The 18,476-nt window shown below is 38.1% G+C and carries 18 protein-coding genes; 13 read left to right on the top strand and 5 right to left on the bottom strand.

The genetic code is table 11. The features are described 5' to 3' along the window. Positions 1-3 precede the first annotated feature (3 nt). Positions 4-294 (top strand): hypothetical protein, encoded by a 291-nt coding sequence (locus tag QUF91_RS15885; RefSeq protein ID WP_285400116.1) that lies wholly within the window; start codon positions 4-6, stop codon positions 292-294. 291 nt (positions 295-585) lie between these two features. On the opposite strand, the gene QUF91_RS15880 is transcribed toward QUF91_RS15885, so the two are convergent. Further along, positions 586-720, bottom strand: a complete 135-nt coding sequence (locus QUF91_RS15880; RefSeq protein ID WP_289418474.1) for a hypothetical protein — start codon at positions 718-720, stop codon at positions 586-588. Between the two features lie 203 nt (positions 721-923). On the opposite strand from QUF91_RS15880, the gene QUF91_RS15875 reads away from it, so the two are divergent. Beyond that, positions 924-3,530: a cation-translocating P-type ATPase gene (locus QUF91_RS15875; RefSeq protein WP_289418473.1), complete on the top strand. Its 2,607-nt coding sequence runs from the start codon at positions 924-926 to the stop codon at positions 3,528-3,530. A gap of 46 nt (positions 3,531-3,576) precedes the next feature. Here QUF91_RS15875 and QUF91_RS15870 read toward each other — a convergent pair whose 3' ends face one another. Next, a complete protein-coding gene (locus QUF91_RS15870; protein WP_289418471.1) occupies positions 3,577-4,062 on the bottom strand; it encodes a DUF3231 family protein in 486 nt (161 codons plus the stop codon). A 49-nt stretch (positions 4,063-4,111) separates the two neighbouring features. On the opposite strand from QUF91_RS15870, the gene QUF91_RS15865 reads away from it, so the two are divergent. Further along, positions 4,112-4,507: a hypothetical protein gene (locus tag QUF91_RS15865; RefSeq protein ID WP_289418470.1), complete on the top strand. Its 396-nt coding sequence runs from the start codon at positions 4,112-4,114 to the stop codon at positions 4,505-4,507. 171 nt (positions 4,508-4,678) lie between these two features. Here QUF91_RS15865 and QUF91_RS15860 read toward each other — a convergent pair whose 3' ends face one another. After that, a complete protein-coding gene (locus QUF91_RS15860; protein ID WP_285400120.1) occupies positions 4,679-4,966 on the bottom strand; it encodes a hypothetical protein in 288 nt (95 codons plus the stop codon). Positions 4,967-5,095: 129 nt separating this feature from the next. After that, positions 5,096-5,788: a cupin domain-containing protein gene (locus tag QUF91_RS15855; protein ID WP_483308089.1), complete on the bottom strand. Its 693-nt coding sequence runs from the start codon at positions 5,786-5,788 to the stop codon at positions 5,096-5,098. 272 nt (positions 5,789-6,060) lie between these two features. Here QUF91_RS15855 and QUF91_RS15850 point away from each other — a divergent pair, with 272 nt between their 5' ends. Beyond that, positions 6,061-6,282: a transcriptional regulator gene (locus tag QUF91_RS15850; protein WP_285400121.1), complete on the top strand. Its 222-nt coding sequence runs from the start codon at positions 6,061-6,063 to the stop codon at positions 6,280-6,282. 86 nt (positions 6,283-6,368) lie between these two features. Then, a complete protein-coding gene (locus QUF91_RS15845; protein WP_289418468.1) occupies positions 6,369-6,755 on the top strand; it encodes a helix-turn-helix domain-containing protein in 387 nt (128 codons plus the stop codon). Positions 6,756-7,228: 473 nt separating this feature from the next. Here QUF91_RS15845 and QUF91_RS15840 read toward each other — a convergent pair whose 3' ends face one another. Beyond that, positions 7,229-9,283 carry a sigma-54-dependent Fis family transcriptional regulator gene (locus QUF91_RS15840; RefSeq protein WP_285400124.1) on the bottom strand — a complete coding sequence of 685 codons (2,055 nt, stop codon included), beginning with the start codon at positions 9,281-9,283 and terminating at the stop codon, positions 7,229-7,231. A 280-nt stretch (positions 9,284-9,563) separates the two neighbouring features. Between QUF91_RS15840 and QUF91_RS15835 the strand changes: the two genes are divergently transcribed. The 8 genes from QUF91_RS15835 to QUF91_RS15800 all read left to right on the top strand — a co-directional run bounded on the left by QUF91_RS15835 (position 9,564) and on the right by QUF91_RS15800 (position 18,467). Next, a complete protein-coding gene (locus QUF91_RS15835) occupies positions 9,564-11,093 on the top strand; it encodes an acyl-CoA carboxylase subunit beta (RefSeq protein WP_285400126.1) in 1,530 nt (509 codons plus the stop codon). Between the two features lie 11 nt (positions 11,094-11,104). Next, entirely contained in the window at positions 11,105-11,890 is a 786-nt protein-coding gene (locus tag QUF91_RS15830) for an enoyl-CoA hydratase/isomerase family protein (RefSeq protein ID WP_285400127.1), read from the top strand. A 171-nt stretch (positions 11,891-12,061) separates the two neighbouring features. After that, positions 12,062-13,426, top strand: coding sequence for an acyclic terpene utilization AtuA family protein (locus QUF91_RS15825; protein WP_289418464.1), 1,365 nt, complete (start codon positions 12,062-12,064; stop codon positions 13,424-13,426). Continuing rightward, entirely contained in the window at positions 13,423-13,737 is a 315-nt protein-coding gene (locus QUF91_RS15820) for an AtuA-related protein (RefSeq protein ID WP_285400130.1), read from the top strand. Before QUF91_RS15825 ends, QUF91_RS15820 begins: the two co-directional genes overlap by 4 nt. Positions 13,738-13,997: 260 nt before the next feature. After that, positions 13,998-14,210, top strand: a complete 213-nt coding sequence (locus QUF91_RS15815) for an acyl-CoA carboxylase biotin carboxyl carrier protein subunit (protein ID WP_285400132.1) — start codon at positions 13,998-14,000, stop codon at positions 14,208-14,210. A 213-nt stretch (positions 14,211-14,423) separates the two neighbouring features. After that, positions 14,424-15,572, top strand: coding sequence for an acyl-CoA dehydrogenase family protein (locus tag QUF91_RS15810; protein WP_289418463.1), 1,149 nt, complete (start codon positions 14,424-14,426; stop codon positions 15,570-15,572). A 23-nt stretch (positions 15,573-15,595) separates the two neighbouring features. After that, on the top strand, positions 15,596-16,750 hold the full coding sequence (locus tag QUF91_RS15805; RefSeq protein ID WP_289418461.1) for an acyl-CoA dehydrogenase family protein: 1,155 nt from the start codon (positions 15,596-15,598) through the stop codon (positions 16,748-16,750). A 205-nt stretch (positions 16,751-16,955) separates the two neighbouring features. Beyond that, the gene (locus tag QUF91_RS15800; protein ID WP_289418460.1) at positions 16,956-18,467 is read left to right on the top strand and encodes an acyl-CoA synthetase; all 1,512 of its coding nucleotides are present in this window, start codon (positions 16,956-16,958) and stop codon (positions 18,465-18,467) included. The last annotated feature ends 9 nt before the right edge of the window (positions 18,468-18,476 follow it).

Below are 18,476 nucleotides of genomic sequence, written 5' to 3'. Positions count from 1 at the left end.
TACATGCAAATAGATTTAACAGAGTTTAACGGATTAAATGTGAAAGTTGTCGCAACGATTGACCAGACGCTTTACCGCAATGTGGGTGCTATTATTTTATATGAAGAGGATTCCCACACTCTATCTGTACGAAAATTAAAAAGAAAAATTGCTGATCAATATATACCAACAGACGAACTCGAAAACTTTATGTTTGATTCTCAAGCAGATGCTATAAAGTTCACGCATAAACTTACTAGAATGAGTGCACTTGATTATTTATTAGTAGCGAATAAAGAGAAACAAGTAAAATAATTAAATAATTGCAGGACTGGTCTATTAGGGAGTTTATGCATGTGACAAAGGCATTTGGAGTAGCCATATTCCAAATGTCTTTTTTATGTTATAGCTAGCAAGAGTAGATTATTGAAGTTACGTTATATTTAATTAATTTCCATAGCGATTATTATCATACTGGAATAGGACAAGGAATAGATTGTTGTAGTTAAAGTATTTTAGAGCCAAGTAGATAGAGATTCTGATGATTTATATATTCAAGTGAATTTAAGGTAATTCAAGAAATCTACTAATAGGAATCTAAATTGATTAACTAATACAAGGCTCTTCACCAAAATGTGTGGTTGATTCCCGTTCCGACTGGGCGCTTTCCTGGGGGCGTCCGATGAGCCGCTTCACTCGCGTTGCTCGCTCCAGGGTCTCATCTGTGACGCTGATCCCCAAGGAGTCGCCCAGTCTCCACTACAATCAACTAAAATACAGCGCATATATTTTAAAAAATGTCATCCACAACTTTTGGTGATGAGCCTAATACAAACATTTTTTCCTTAATCTAGTAAGGAGGAAAGCGTTCAGAATAGGGTGAGTACCGAGAGTTTCTTTTATTGACAGGATAGTTCAATAAATTCAAATGGAGGGGGAATCGAATGTCAGAATATCATCAACAATCATCGGCTGAAGTTATGAGAACTTTGAATGTGACAGATCAAGGATTGAGTGATTATGACGTTCAAAAGAGGCAAGAGGTATACGGCTTAAATGTATTAGAAGAAGGCAAAAAAACAAGTACATTCGCCGTTTTCTTTGGACAGTTTAAAGATTTATTAGTCATTATTTTAATTATTGCTGCTTTCGTTTCATTTCTATTAGGGGAAGTAGAAAGCACGATTGTCATTATGATTGTCGTTATTTTAAACGCTATTCTAGGCACTGTACAACATGTCAAGGCAGAACAGTCTTTGGATAATTTAAAAGCCTTAACCTCTCCAATTGCAAAGGTAATGCGAAATAATCAGCTAATAGAGGTTTCTTCGGAAGATATAGTCGTCGGAGATCTGCTTTATTTAGAGGCTGGCGATTATATAAATGCAGATGGGAGATTATTAGAAAGTCATAATTTGCATATCAATGAAAGCTCATTGACAGGTGAATCCATCGCTGTAGCGAAAATTATAGATCCCATCAAAGAAAGCAATGTAACTGTTGCTGATAAAAAGAACATGGTATACTCTGGAAGTTTTGTGACAAATGGTCGTGGTATTGTTCTAGTTACGGCAATCGGTATGCAAACGGAAATCGGCAAAATTGCCAATTTACTAGATACTGCGAAAGAGAAAAAAACACCTTTACAAGTAAGTTTAGATCAGTTTGGAGAAAAATTAGCTTTAGGTATTACGTTAATCTGTCTAGCTATTTTCGTGATTGACCTTGTTCGAGGACGTGCGCTTGTAGAATCGTTTATGTTTGCTGTTTCACTTGCCGTGGCAGCAATTCCAGAAGCATTGAGCTCGATTGTGACCATTGTACTGGCGTTTGGGACACAAAAAATGGCAAAGGAAAATGCCATTATACGAAAGCTCTATGCCGTTGAAAGCCTTGGAAGTGTATCTGTCATTTGTTCAGATAAAACAGGAACATTAACTGAAAATAAAATGGTTGTTCAAGGGGTATATGTGGATGAAAAAATTATTCCATATGATCGGTTAAACACTAGAAATGCAGTCGAGGAAAATCTGATGTTAAAGGCAATATTATGTAGTGATGCTGTGGAAAGGGACGGTAAAGAAATCGGTGATCCTACTGAGATTGCACTCGTAAAATTAGGGAAGCAATATGATTTTGACGAATTACTGGTAAGAGATCATTATCCAAGAGTGGCCGAAATCCCTTTTGATTCAGATAGAAAGCTCATGAGTACGGTAAATACTATTGATCAGCAATCTATCATGATTACAAAAGGAGCGTTAGATGTCCTTTTACCTAAAATTGTGAAAATCGAAACTTCAAATGGTATTTTTAATATTACAAAACAACAGCGTCAAAAAATCGAAGCAGTGAATCGTGATTTTTCTATGAATGGGTTAAGGGTGCTAGCAATTGCCTACAAAGAGGTAAAGGGAAATCACGCAATTGATGTGAGAGCGGAAAAAGATTTAATCTTTGTTGGTTTAGTCGCTATGATGGATCCTCCAAGAAAAGAATCTAAAGGAGCGGTTGAAAACTGTATAAAAGCTGGTATCAAACCGGTGATGATTACCGGTGATCATAAAATTACGGCAATGGCTATTGCTAGTCAAATCGGTATTTTAAATGATCCATCAGAAGCGATTGAAGGGCATGAAATTGAAGATTTAACGGATCAACAACTGCAAGAAAAGGTTAAAGATTTCTCTGTTTATGCCCGCGTAACACCAGAACAAAAAATTCGCATCGTTAAAGCATGGCAGGAAACGGGAAAGGTCGTTGCCATGACGGGAGATGGTGTTAATGATGGCCCTGCCCTAAAACAAGCTGATATTGGTGTGGCGATGGGCATCACCGGCACAGAGGTAGCGAAGGATGCTTCCTCTATGATCTTAACGGATGATAATTTTTCAACGATTGTCAAGTCTATCGCAAATGGAAGAAGCATCTATACGAATATTAAAAATGCTATCCTGTTCTTATTATCAGGGAATGCAGGTGCGATTTTTGTTGTTTTATATGCAACCATTTTAGGCTTACCAGTTCCTTTCGCGCCGGTGCATTTGTTGTTTATAAACTTACTAACCGATAGTCTGCCAGCGATTGCCATCGGTTTAGAGCCGAATAATAAAAAAACAATGAAGGACAAGCCTAGAAATATTCATACGCCACTATTAAACAAAGCATTTACAATCCAAGTAGTGCTCGAAGGGTTACTAATTGCTATTTCCACAATTGTTGCCTTTCAAATCGGGTTGTCAACAGGAGATACGTTAACGGCGAGCACTATGGCGTTTACAACATTATGCTTATCACGATTAGTGCATGGCTTCAACTCCAGATCTAAAGAATCTATTTTTGCCATTGGAGTATTTTCAAATAAATATACGTGGCTAGCATTTTTTATCGGTTTATTAAGTTTACATGCAGTATTGCTTATCCCGATGCTGACAGGTGTGTTTGAAGTTGCCATTTTAAGTCCAGCACAATTAGGTTTTATATATAGTTTGTCTGTGTTCCCATTCCTAGTGAATCAGTGGTATAAGCTATTGTTTGTGAGAAGAAGATAATACGTAAAAGAGCGCTCGTTTTTGTGGAAACGAGCGCTCTTTTACATTAAATAGTAGCAGGGGCCAGTAACCACCCTTTATCTTTACTTAGCTGTACCAGTTTAGCACCGAGTATGGCATACCTCATATGAAGCTCTCCATATTTTGTAGTATCTTTCTTCTTAATAGAAATTTCTAAAGCTTGGCTCACTGTAATAACAGAAGAAGCAATATTCATTGCTACAATGGCGCTGATTTCTGTATCATTAATAGCTGTTTTCCCTCGAATATCTCCCATTTTCAACTTTCCGTAGTCGATTGCTGTAGACGGGGCAAGCACTCCATTATCCTTTAATAACGCGGTTAGCTGTTTATTTTCCTCTTTTAAACATTGAATAAATTCTACGATGATAGCCTTCAAATTTTTATCAACAGTGTGCTTAAAAAACGCATGATTTGAAGCGATATAGCCATTATTAACGCTGAGCTGTGTCCAAATCTTAAAAATCTCCTTAAAACGTAATGATTCTAGCTGTCCATTTACCAATTCCATAGTTACACGTCCTAACTCATGTTATCGTTCATTTATTTGAGATTAGGATGTGCTAATTAATGAAATTCTAATCATTTTTTACAATAAAAGGGTCATCTTGCTCGGGTCGGCGGGTGGACTGCTCGGGTTCAAGAGAAAAGTGATTGGGTTAGCCGGGGAACTGCTCGGGTCCGAGAGAAAAGTGATCGGGTTAGCCGAAGAACTGCTCGGGTCCGAGAGAAAAGTGATCGGGTTAGCCGAAAAACCGCTCGGGTTCACGAAAAAAGTGATCGGGTCATTTGAAGAACTGCTCGGGTCCACGAAAAAAGTGATCGGGTCAGCCGAAGATTCGCTCGGGTCCACAAGAAAAGTGATCGGGTCAGCCGAAGATTCGCTCGGGTCCACAAGAAAAGTGATCGGGTCAGCCGAAGAACTGCTCGGGTTCAAGAGGAAAGTGATCGGGTAAGGCGAAGAACTGCTCGGGTCCAAGAGGAAAGTGATCGGGTAAGGCGAAGAACTGCTCGTGTCCAAGAGAAAAGATCGGGTCAACCGAAGAATCGCTCGGGTCAGCCGAAAAACCGCACATACGTTTTAACAAATGTCATCCCAAATTTCTAGTGATGAGCTAATAAAAGGTTTATTCCTTTAATTTCTTATTTTTAAAGCTATTAATGGTTGTTTTTAATGCGGCAAAGTTTCCGATAGCTGCGTAACCATAAAAAAAGCCCATAAATATTCCTGCAATAAGATTGTGTCTATGGCTAATGAAGATAGAAATAATCAAGCCAATAGCAAGAGCGATTGCTGGAACATATTTAGGCTGAACATGCATAAATACCTTAATTAGCTGTGTAATAATTAACACAGCTGGAACGGCTATTACGGCATCCCAAAAATTTGTATGGATCACTGGAAATAATTCCATTTTCTACACCTCTTTTAGTAGTAACAAAGCTATGACTTTAAACTATAGATTTTCCTGTTTATTTATTTTTATTCGATGAAGGTGTAGAGCTGTTCACCCAATGCATTATTAGGCTATATTGTTTAGCAATTAATAATATGAGCCATAAGGATACACATATGGGTAGTGATATGGATATGGGTTCATATAATTTGGCTGTTTACGCTTAGGCTTGGGCTTCTGTTTACACTTACAATCAGGATTTTTTTGCTTTTCAGAAGTCGATTTTACACGATTGCAGTCTTTAGGTGGACCAATATATGTTGACGGTATTATAGGTGCAATGGTTTGCTTCCATTGCTTTTCATCTAAACAATAAGTGTGAGCCATAATATTAGAAGGTGTAAATCTCAATATATCTGAACCTAAAATGACTTCAGGAGTTGGAGCATCAAAAATTGCTAGTAAATGCGTGTCATCCTCAGTAGCTATTTCATAATGCCACCAGCCTTGCGGTACATTTGCAACTTGACCAGGCGTTATAGGATAGTTTTGAATCTGTTTTGTAAACGGGTTAAGTATAGATACGATAGCAGCACCCGAAACACAATAAACAAGTTCTGCTGCATTTTGATGATAGTGAGGCTCTATCACATTGTCCTTACTTAGAAAAATATCAAGCAAGGACGTATTTTCTAACGTATTTAATTGTTCTACACCTAAGACATTAATATAATTCTGATTATCTTTTTTAAAGAGAGTACTGTCATTTACATCAAAAGTGAACTGTGTTGACGGAGAAGTATAATCAATATTTGAGCTAATAATTACATCCTTTCTCATTAATTTTCAATACTTGTCATCAGCACAGAATATGTTCCAAAGTTAGTGTAGGCTTACACGAACGCCTATTTTTTTATTTGTCCTCTAAGGCTACATCACCCTCCTTAAAAATTAGTTTAAATTACCACTTCTAATTAGGAACGTATGTGCGTATAATAAATATACAAACGTTTGTTCTGTGGTGAAAAACAGCACTGTTATACTCACCAATTTTTTGTCGGAGGGAAGTAAAGCTCAGGTAATAACAGAGCTAGTGAAAAGGAGCAACTAAGATGAAAGAACAGTTAATAAAAGCAATGCAGCGTCAACAAGTAGTTAGCATGATGTATGTAGCGAAGTCTGGTGTCATTACGAAAAGGCGTGTGAAAATCATGAAGATTGTTGGTGATTCCTTTACAGCATTTTGCTTTACGAGGCAGGCAAAGCGTACGTTTATTATTAACAATGTTCTAGCAATACTCCCGGTTACACATCGGAAGCGTGAGGTGATATGAATTACGACAATCTGCCGCACAAGGACATTTTTGTATTGATATGAAATGTTTTTACGCTAGCTGTATTGCCATGATAGAAGGATGTCTTGAAAGATCCCATTGCAGTTATTGGCAATTTTGAGCAACCAGGTAGTATCGTACTCGCAGCCTCACCAGTGATGAAGGAGAAATTTAAAATTAAAACGGGAAATAGGCGTTATGAAATACCTAAGCATCCAGATATTAAGCTTTTTGAACCTAAAATGTCATTTTTTCTCGAAATGTCTATGGCGATCACTCGCCTCATTTCAAAGTATGTGCCACCAGAGTGCATACATAAAAAGTTGACTCGAGAAGAATTAGCAGAGAAGTGTGGGCTGCAGACATCGTATTTAGCAGATGTTGAAAGAGGGGACAGAAATATTACATTGCAAACATTTGAAAAAATTACCTTTAAGATTGCTACTGAGGTATTTAGTACGTATGGTAAATGAAAAATATAGTAGTTAGTTTGAACAATTTCTCTTTCGTATATTTTGATTGTTTAGATACTTTAAGGTTGAAGCCTATGAAGTAAATGAGTACTTTACAAACTGCGTATCTGTTTTTTTACTATTTTATAATGTTATCTTGCTTGCACTAACCTGCGTCATTCGTATTATAAGGTAAAGCAGAGAAATCTTTAAAAAGCAGCTGAAAGTACAGCTGCTTTTTATTATCCTATAAACTGGAAAGTATTTTATTTTAAAGTATAATCTTGAATGCCTTGTATCTTAATGTGGCTAGTGGATGATGTTAGTTCTTCAAGAGAATATCTAATTTTTCCTGCGAACTATTCTTAGTATAAAGAAGTTAATCCACCTACAAAAAAGTGAACATGCACAGTGAATTCTTCACTCTCTTGAATGGAAGGGATTATTTCTTTATAACTCAGTATTTTCTCTATACTGAAATATACGTTTTTTAGCTATGAAATATTATATTTCTTGCATTTATAGTAAAATGTCGAACGGCTAATGCCGAGTAGCTTGGCGGCCTTCGATTTATTGCCGTTTGCCGATTTAATGGCCTGTACAATACCACGGCGTTCTGTTTCATCAATTTTATCCTTATGCAGTGAAGGACTACATTCATCATGTGGACGAATAATTGGGCTAATCATAATATGCTCCTGTTTGATCATTGTGTCCGGTGATAAGTAGATAGCACGCTCTAAAATATTTTCTAGCTCGCGAATATTGCCGACAAAATCATAGTGCAATAATAACTGTAGTGCATGCTGGTCGATTCTATAGGGTGGTAGCTGATGCTTAATCGAAATTTTGTGTAGTAATGCTTCGACAAGAAGTGGAATATCTCCCTTTCGTTCTCGTAGTGGTGGGATGTGTAATGGAATAACGTGAATACGATAGTATAAGTCCTCACGAAAACTACCTTCCTGAATGAGCGTTGGCAAGTGCTTATTTGTTGCTGCGATAATGCGTACATCTGCTTTTTTCACTTTTGTATCACCAAGTCGTTCATATTCTCGCTCCTGTAACACGCGTAATAGCTTTACCTGAATGGGTAATGGCATATCACCAATTTCATCTAAAAATAAAGTTCCGCCTTCCGCAAGCTCAAACTTTCCAGGCTTGCCGCCACGCTTTGCTCCCGTAAAAGCCCCGTCCGAATAGCCAAAAAGCTCGGATTCAATGAGTTGTTCAGGAATAGCAGCGCAGTTAATTTTAATGAATGCACCACTTCGTCCAGACGCTTGATGAATGCCGTTTGCGAATAATTCCTTACCTGTACCACTTTCCCCTGTAATTAAAATGGTCGACAAAGATTTGGCTACATTAAAGGCTTGTTGCTTGAGTTGAATAAGCTGCAGATCATTTGTAACAATTAAATTGAAATGATCATCATGCTTAGCTGCTTTCACAAGCTCCCCACGATAAAAGGATAGCTCATCTTCTAATTGGTCAATTTGTCCAAGTAATTCTTTCCAAACATGTAGTTGCTGAAATACAAATTTATAAAGCATACCAACAAGCTGTCCTTCTTGTTGAATCGGAATACTTGAGACAATTCCCCGTTGTTCTTTTAATGTAAGTACCATGCCTTTAAAGGCGTTTGGAAATGGTGGGAGCATAGGGAAAATAGAATAAATAGATTCATAAAGTACCTGCTTTTCATTTCGTTCGATCAGGTGTAAAAGTGAATCATTAATGCGTGTAATTTGTCCGTGGCTATTTGTTATGACAACGCCATCATACGACGCGTCTAAAGCATTTTGTAGTACAAGTTCCATTTTCTTTGTCGTCTCTAATTCGGAGGCGATTTTTTCTAATTTTGTTAAGTCCTTTAGCACGATAATAACGCCAGTTGTTACGTTCAACATAGTCATCGGAAGGATGGAAGCTAGACAAGAAAAACGATGTATTAGCATCTTTTGCTCTAACATTTTTTTTGTATGTAGCACACGTTGAATTAAGGGAAGAAAATCTGGAAAATAGGCTGTTAATAATTCGTTCTCTTCTAATTTTTCAGTATGAAAAGTATCTTTGCAGGATTTATTGATAAAGGTAATCTGCATATGCTCATTTACGGTAATCACCGCGTCATGTAAGTAGTTTAAAATATTGCGTTGTTGTTGTGTATGTGAATCTAACTCATGTATAAAGCCTGTAATGATTTCATTTTTAGAAATAACACCAGTTACTTGCTGTTGTTCATTAATGACGACAACATTACTTAGCTTTTGCGTTCGCAAGGTATGGCGCCCGCCATAGAGCAGATCGTTTTCATTTATCGTAAAAACATCTTCAATAATTGCTTCTGTAATTACTTGTTGGAGGGAATTTGTATGCAATAACAGGCGATATAAGGAGTATTTGGTGACAATACCGATGAACTGCTCGTGTTGATAAACGATTGCAAGATCTTGTTTTTGTTCTTCAAATAGCTGTATCACCTCCTTAATGGTTGCTGTTGGTGTAACGCGAATAAATGACGTTGACATAAACTCGTGAATAAACAAAAAATCGCCCCCTTAAAAAGGTGTACAAACTGTTCGGACAAGTGTCTTAAAAACCAAACAACTTTATTGTAAATTGTACATTAAGTAGAAATATCTAGCAAATAATAGTTTATTTCTGTTTTTTTGTGGGGGGAGAGAATAACTTAGATACACTTAAGGAGGTTACCTATAATCTGTGTAAATTTTAAAATTGCTGCAGAAAAAAGAGCATATATAATAATTATTTTTCAATTTGGCACGCAAATTGCTTATATAAAAAGTAAGAAGGAGGGGAAAGATTATGCGTGATGACTTTCAAGTTTTTCAAGAACAAAAACAACGAATATTAAAAGGTGGTAAAACAATACGACATAAGGCCAATGAGGCACAGGGTAAATTATTTGTACGGAATCGTTTAGCAAAGCTTTTTGATGAGGGAACTATTATTGAGGATAATATTTTTGCTGAAGCTTTAGATCCATCGCTACCATGTGATGCAACGATAACTGGTATTGGTAAGATTGATGGAAAACCTGTATGTTTTATTGCCGCAGATTCGACGGTGAAAGCAGGTTCATGGGGAGCAAAATCCGTTGAAAAAAACATTCGTTTACAGGAAAAGGCCATGTCTTTAAAGTATCCGATTTTGTATTTAATTGACTCAGCTGGAGGACGTATTACCGACCAGTTAGAGGTATTTCCAGGGCGCCGTCATGGAGGACGTATTTTTTATAATCAAATTCAATTGTCAGGTGTTGTGCCGCAAATTACGATTTTATTTGGTCCATCTCCAGCTGGAGCTGCGTATGTACCAGCATTTTCGGATTTAGTCATTATGATTGAAGGGCAATCGAGTGCATATTTAGGTTCACCACGAATGGTTGAGATGGCCATTGGTGAAAAAGTGTCCATGGAGGATATGGGTGGTGCCGTAATGCATTGTGCGAAAAGCGGCTTAGGGGATGTACTTGTGCAATCTGAGCAAGAGGCCATTGAGGCGTGTAAAGCATATTTACAGTTGATGCCGACGAATTGGGAGAAGAAGCCACCAACAGCTGAGGCAAAGCCTCCAATAAAGGGACGAAGTATTGAAGAGATTATTCCATTAAGTCAAAATACACCTTTTGATATGTATGAACTAATTGATCAGCTAATTGATGAGGGCTCATGGTTTGAATATAAAAAATTATTTGCAAAGGAGCTAATTACCGGATTTGCTCGTATGAAGGGCAGTGTTGTCGGAATTATTGCTAATCAGCCAAAAGTGAAAGGTGGAACATTATTTATCGATTCGCCAGACAAAGCAGCGCGCTTTATTATGATTTGCAATGCTTATAACATTCCACTTTTATATGTTGCTGATGTACCGGGGTATATGATTGGCTCGAAGGTTGAACAGGGTGGCATCATTCGTCACGGTGCGAAAATGATTTCAGCTTTATCCGAGGCAACGGTACCGATTATTTCACTGATTGCGCGAAAATGCTACGGTGCAGGTTTATATGCGATGGCAGGTCCGGCGTTTGGTGCAGATGTTGTCCTAGCATTGCCGAGCGCGCAAATTGCCATTATGGGACCAGAGGCAGCTGTTAACGCCGTTTATGCAGGCAAAATTGCCGAGCTTCCAGAGGAGGAAAGAACAGATTTTATTAGCCAAAAGCGTCAGCAATATAGTGAGAATATTGATATTTATAAATTAGCATCGCAAATGATTATTGATGACGTAATAGGCTTTGATGAGGTGCGCGAGCAGGTAACGGCACGCTTTGCGTATTATGAGACAAAGCAAACTTATACATTGCCAAAACGAAATGCCGTGAAACCTGTATAGGAGGTGAAGTCATGATATATGAAAAAATAGTCTGGCAGGAAGATGGCGCGATTGTAACGATTACACTTAATGATCCAACGTCACATAATGCGCTATCTACGCAATTAACAGAAGAGCTTGTACATGCATTTGAGACAGCAAATGAACTTTCACATATTGCGGCGATTATTATTACTGGCGCTGGCAAGAGCTTTTGTGCAGGTGGCGATTTAGCAGAGTTTCAGTCTTTTTTAGAAATGGATGTGCCAACGTTGTATGAGGATGGCCTACAAAGCACACGGCTCTTTCAACTACGAGATGTGATGAAGAAACCGATCATTGGAGCCATTAATGGAGCAGCACTTGGTGGTGGAACGGGTATTGCAGCGCTTTGTCATATCGCTATTGGTAGTGAACACGCTAAGCTCGGTCTAACAGAGCTTAAGCTAGGACTTGTGCCATATGTAATTTTACCGCTAGTACGCCGAGCTGTTGGTGAACGTCAAATGATGGAGTTAATGCTAAGTGCACGTGTATTATCTGCCGAGGAGGCACTTCGTTACGGGTTACTGCACGAAGTCGTTCCAGCAGAAGAGCTACAACAACGAGCTCTAAATTGGGCGAAAAAGTTAGCTAGTTATAGTCCACTTGCTGTAAAAATGGCACTAACTGCATTTGAAAAAACAGCACAAATGGATGTAGGTGATGCGATGACCTATTTAGCGACTATGCGTCTAGTGAGCTTTAAAAGTGCAGATTTAAAGGAAGGTGCACAAGCATTTTTGCAGAAACGACAACCAAATTGGACAGGAAAATAACAGGAGTAGTTAACTATGAATATTTTATTTCTGTTAGTGAAGTTGTTTGGAAGTTAGCAGTTGCTGTAGGAATTCCGATTGAATCTGAGAAAAGGAGATTCGGATAAAGCTAGAAGACTTCGTACAAGAAGATGACATCTTACTTAGAATCGAATAAAAGAGGGTGAAGCAATGAGAAAAATTCGAATTGGTGCAGCACAAGGGTTCTATGGTGATACGATCGAGCCTGCTGTTTTAACAGCAAAATATGGTGACGTACAATATTTATGTTTCGATTGTTTAGCCGAGCTGACAATGGCCATTTTAGCGAAGGATCATGCTAAAAATCCATCACATGGTTATACAAAAGATTTAACGAATTCTATAACAAGCCTTTTACCGTTTGTGAAGGAAAAAGGTATCAAGCTACTAACGAATGCTGGCGGCATTAATCCAATAGCTGCGAAAGATGAGGTTATGCGGATTGCCAAGGAGCTTGGGATGGACGGCTTAAAGATTGCTGTGGTGACGGGGGATAATGTACTAGAGACATTGCCGGCTTGGTATGAGCAAGGTATAGATTTATCCCATGCAGATACAAAAGAACCATTAGTATTAGAAGATAAAAACTGGCTCTTTGCAAATGCCTATTTAGGTGTTTGGCCAATTGTAGAGGCCTTACAGGAAGGGGCGCAAATTGTTATTACCGGTCGCACAACTGACCCTGCTCAGTTTTTAGCACCGCTTATTTATGAATTCGGTTGGACTAAGGATGAATGGGATAAGCTAGCGGCTGGCATTATGATGGGGCATCTACTTGAATGCTCGGCGCAATCGACGGGAGGAAATTACAGTGGTGATTGGGAAGGGGTTCCTGGCATGGAATCTATCGGCTACCCAATTGCAGAAGTCGAGGAATCTGGCGAATTTATGATTACGAAGATAGAAGAAGCAGGTGGACTCGTGTCATTTGATACTGTTCGTGAGCAGCTATTGTATGAAATTCATGATCCGTCAGCTTATATAACACCGGATGTTGTTGTTGATTTATCAGAGGTTACGTTAACAGAAGTCGCGCCCAATACAGTACGTGTTACAGGTATTAAAGGAAAGCCTGCACCATCAACTTTAAAGGTGGTGATGGGCTATGAGGATGGTTTTTTAGGTCAATCTTTAATGGGCTATAGCTGGCCAGATGCCTATAAAAAAGCTCAAAAGGCGCAAGAAATCGTTATGCAAAAAATTGAAATGCAAGGCAATCCGTTTGAAAAGCTGCAATTTGATTATGTTGGCTATAATTCATTGCACGGACCATTAGCGACGCCCCCGTCAGAGGATATAAATGAAATTTATTTGCGTATTGTCGTAAAGGCAAAATCAAGACCATTAGCGCAAGCGATTCAAAGGTATTTGCCACCGTTAGCATTAAATGGACCACCGTCATTAGCGGGCTTCTTTACGATTCCACCGAGACAATTGCTAGGCATGTGGTCAACGTTAGTGAATCGTCAACTAGTAGAACAGCATGTGCAAGTGGAGTTGGAGGTGGTTTCATGACGATACAATTAAGAACAATCGCAAATGCCCGCTGTGGTGATAAAGGAAATAAGGTCAACATTGCTGTATTTGCGAAGGATGCAAAGGATTACCACATACTTCTTGACCAAGTAACACCGGAGCGAGTAGCAGCTCATTTTAAAGACCTTGTATTTGGCGAGGTTAAGCGTTATGAAGTACCAACAATTTATGCGTTAAATTTTGTATTGAGTGAAGCGCTCGATGGAGGAGGATCAGCATCGCTTCGTGTTGATAATTTAGGGAAGTGTTTTGCAAGTAATTTAATGCGTATGGAAATACGAGGGGGATAACAATGGGATATTTTACAGCTGAACAAGATGCGTTGCGTCAAGAGGTAAGGGCATTTGTGGCAACAGAAATTACACTATTTTGTTCAAGACAGGCTTAAGGCTTCTTTTAATACAGAGCAAATGGATTTTATGAAGTCTTTCGATTAATTTATCGACATTGAGGATTGTATCTTTCTAAAGTAAAGATTTAAAAGAAGATGTATTCGCATTTTTAGAAATAAGAAAACCCGAATGGATTGGAAAATAGGGAGGAGAAACTAATGGAAATAGTATCACCGATGAGCGGAAGTGTCTGGAAAATAGAGGTTTGCGAAGGCAATACAGTATCAATAGGGGACGTACTAATTATTTTAGAGTCAATGAAAATGGAAATTCCAATTGAAGCAACAGAAACTGGAGTCGTCAAAAAAATCAAAGTGGCCGAAGGTGACTTCGTGCAAGAGCAAGAGGTTGTAATTCTCCTTGGAAATTAGTTAAAAAAGTTCTTTATCCACATGACATAACTTTGAATTGAACTTAGGGGAAGGTTGTGTAGCTGAAGTCGTTTGTTTTCTTGCTTCACTGAGGAATCGACAAACAGCAGGAATGATAAGAGTGGAGATTGTTTTTACTAACTAGCTTGGGCTGGCAATCAAAATATTAAATTAGATGCTGATAAAAATTGTTTGAGAATAGGAGGTCTGGGTATGGCATACGAACCTTACTTTACCGAAGAACATGAACAGCTTCGTAAAACTATCCGTAAATTCGTAGATAAAGAGGTTAAACCATTTGTTGAAGAATGGGAATCTGCGGGTGAATTTCCGATAGAAATATTAAAACGAATGGGTGATCTCGGTTTTCTTGGACTACGTTATTCTGAGGAAGTTGGAGGACAAGGCGGAGATTATTTTACTAGTATTGTATTTGCAGAAGAACTTTCAAAATGCGGCTGTGGGGGTTTCCCAATGGCAATCTCAGTGCAAACTGACATGGCGACTCCTCCAATTGATCAATTTGGAAGTGCCGATCAAAAAGAACGATTTCTAAAACCTGCGATAAAAGGTGATAAGCTTGCTGCAATTGGGATAACTGAGCCAAATCATGGTTCAGACGTTGCTTCCATAGAGACAAGGGCACGAAAGGAAGGCAACGAATGGATAATAAATGGCTCTAAAATGTTTATAACGAATGGTACACGTGCTGATTTTATTACACTCGTTACAAGAACGTCAGATGAACCGGGTTATAAAGGAATCAGTTTATTTTTAGTGGATCTTGACAGTCCTGGTGTTTCTGTTAGTAAAAGGCTTGACAAAGTGGGCATGCGCTCATCAGATACTGCCGAACTGATTTTTGACAATGTTAGAGTACCTGATGCTAATTTACTTGGAGAAGAAGGTAAGGGCTTCTCTTATATTATGTGGGAGTTACAAGGGGAACGAATGATTTCTGCTGCAGGATCAATCGGTATGGCGGAATATGCTTATAATCTTGCATATCAATATGCAAAAACGAGACGTCAGTTTAATCAACCAATCGCTAATTTTCAAGTGATTGCCCATCTACTCGTAGAAATGAAAACGGACATAGAAATATGCAAGGAATTAACATATGCGACGGCATATCGTTTTGCAAATGGTGAAGTACCGAGTAAAGAAATTTCAATGTCAAAACTTGCAGCCGCGCAAATGGCTCATTGGGTAGCAGATAGAGCGCTCCAAATATTTGGTGGAAATGGTTATATGTCAGAATACCCTATTCAACGCATTTGGCGTGACACTAGACTTCATCGTATTGGTGCTGGAGCAGATGAGATTATGAAAGAAATCATATCGAAACAAATAGGCCTGTAAGTTAGAAAAAAGGGAGTGATAATATGACCCACTGGATGTTTAATGAAGAACATAACATGTTTCGTAATTCGGTAAGGAAATTCGTAGAAAGGGAAATTGTTCCATTTGTTGGCGAATGGGAAACAGCGGGAGAAGTTCCGAGAAGTATATTTGAAAGACTGGGGCAATTAGGGTACTTGGGAACTAAGTTTCCTGTAGAGTACGGAGGTGCAGGGTCTGATCTTATAATGGATGCTATTTTTAATGAAGAGCTAACAAAGTGCGGATCGAGTGGGATAGGTGCTTCAATTGTTGCTCATATCGGAATTGCATTAACTCCTCTTTGGCGTTTTGGTAATGATGAGCAGAAGATAAAATACTTGAAACCAGGAATTGAAGGAAAAAAAATTGCCGCATTAGGTATAACTGAGCCGAATACTGGAAGTGATGTGTCTTCAATAACTACAAGAGCGGTAGATAAAGGTGATCATTATCTCTTAAATGGTTCTAAAACTTTTATTACAAATGGGGTTAACGCTGACTTTGTAATTGTAGCTGCAAAAACTGCTGATGGTCCAGGGCATCGTAGTATGAGCCTTTTAATAGTAGAAACAGATTGGGAAGGTTTCTCTGTAGGAAAGAAACTTGAAAAATTGGGCTGGCATGGATCTGATACGGGTGAATTGTTTTTTGAAAATATAAAAGTACCTAAAGAGAATTTGATTGGTACTGTGAATGAAGGATTTAAATATGTAATGATTAATTTCCAATGGGAAAGATTAACGATGGCTCTTTCTAGTATTACACTAGCCGAAAAGGCACTAGAAGAGGCTATTCGATATAGTAAAGAACGATTACAATTCGGCGGACCACTAACTCAATTCCAAGTACTTCGACATAAGATGGTAGATATGGCCGTTGAAATTGAAAAAGCAAGACATATTACGTATCGAGCGATTTATCAATATGACAAAGGCAACGATGTAACAACAGAAGCAACAATGGCAAAAGCATATTCGGCAGAAATGGTAAGTAGAGTATGTGACCAAGCCCTTCAAATTCACGGCGGAAATGGTTATATGATGGATTATCCTATTCAACGCTATTGGCGTGATGCACGCATTCAATCTATCGGTGGAGGAACAACACAAATCATGAATGAAATATTAACAAAAAAACTTCAAATTACGTCGAATTAAAAAAGTATAGTACATGAACGTGCTGGAAGATTTTCCTGTAGATCATCGTGCTATCAACTGTTTCACTAAGTATTTAATTGCTTGTGTTTGTTCAATGAATGGCAACAAAAGGGGAAAGTCAAAAACAAGAACTACCTAAACAATTTGAAGCGTTATTTATAGGGATAAATCTGATGGAATAGTAGAAAGGGGAATTATATATTTTATGATAAATGGCATCGGTTCTTGGCTTGTTAAGCATAGTGAGTGCAAAGCAGAAAAAACTGCAATCATCTACAATGACAAACGATTTACTTATCGAGAATTGAATGACAGAGTGAATAGATTGGCAAATTCCCTGATGAATCTCGGCGTAAGAAAGGGTGATCGGGTTAATGCATTGCTCTTTAACAGAAATGAATTAATGGAAGCGTTGTTTGCTTGTGCGAAAATAGGTGCGATTTTTGTACCGATTAATTACCGATTGAGTGTTGATGAAGTCGAATATGTTGTTCATGATTCAGGTGGGATTATTTTCATTTATGATGATCGACTTGAAACTATTGTGGATGGGCTGAAATCAAGGACATCGCAAATACATTTTTTTATTCGCGTTGGAGAAAGTCAAACTGAAAAGGACTTAGATTTTGAAAAACTTCTCATTCAAGCAAATAACGATGAGATAGAGTATGTAATAGGTCTAAAAGATGCACACATGATGATGTATACATCAGGAACGACTGGAAGACCAAAAGGAGCAGTTTTAACACATGGTAATACACAATGGAATGCTATAAATTGTCTCATTAGCTTACCGATTGCCGAAGATATGATTACTTTAGGAGTAGCACCAATGTTTCACATCGGCGGGATGAATATATTTATTACACCTACATTGTATAAAGGTGGGACGGTAGTGTTGCAGGATAAATTTGATCCGCAATCTACGTTAGAGATCATTGAAAAAGAAAAAATAACATCGTTGTTTCTAGTCCCTGCAATGTGGCTTGCCATTACACAATACACGAAACTAGATCAATATAATTTAAGCTCTTTAAAATTTAATATTTCGGGTGGGGCTCCTTGTCCACTTACAATTATTGAATTTTTCCAGAAGCGAGGCATCCCATTCTTTGAAGGATTCGGGTTAACAGAAACGGCCCCTATGGTCTGCGTACTTGATAGTGATAATAGTATGAGGAAAAATGGTTCAGTAGGAAAAACTCCGATGCATACGGATATTAAAATTGTAGATATATTTGATAAAGAAGTACCAGTTGGGCAAGTCGGAGAGTTAATTGTGAGAGGACCTAATATCTTTATTGAATATTGGAATAAGCCGAAAGCAACAAGAGATGCAATTAGAAAGGGGTGGTTTTATACTGGGGATCTTGCTAAACAGGATGAAGAGGGCTTTATCTATATCGTAGATCGTATGAAAGATATGATAATTACTGGAGGAGAAAATGTCTATCCTATTGAGGTTGAGCAAGTATTATTCCGTCATCCAAATATAAAAGAGGTAGCTATTGTAGGATATCCAGATGAAATATGGGGTGAGTCTGTGAAAGCAGTTATTGCTTTGAAAAACACGAATGAGCAAATGAGTTTACTAGATGTACGCAAATTTTGCGAAGGAAAGTTGGCCCATTTTAAAATTCCAAAGCAAATTGAATTGGTTGAGGAATTACCTAGAAATGCAACTGGAAAAGTATTGAAAACAAATTTACGAATTTAGAAAACTGAA

Source organism: Lysinibacillus sp. G4S2, assembly GCF_030348505.1.
Taxonomy (GTDB): domain Bacteria; phylum Bacillota; class Bacilli; order Bacillales_A; family Planococcaceae; genus Lysinibacillus.
The sequence above is the reverse complement of the archived record's forward strand: the minus strand, read 5'-3'. Positions and strand labels throughout refer to the sequence as shown.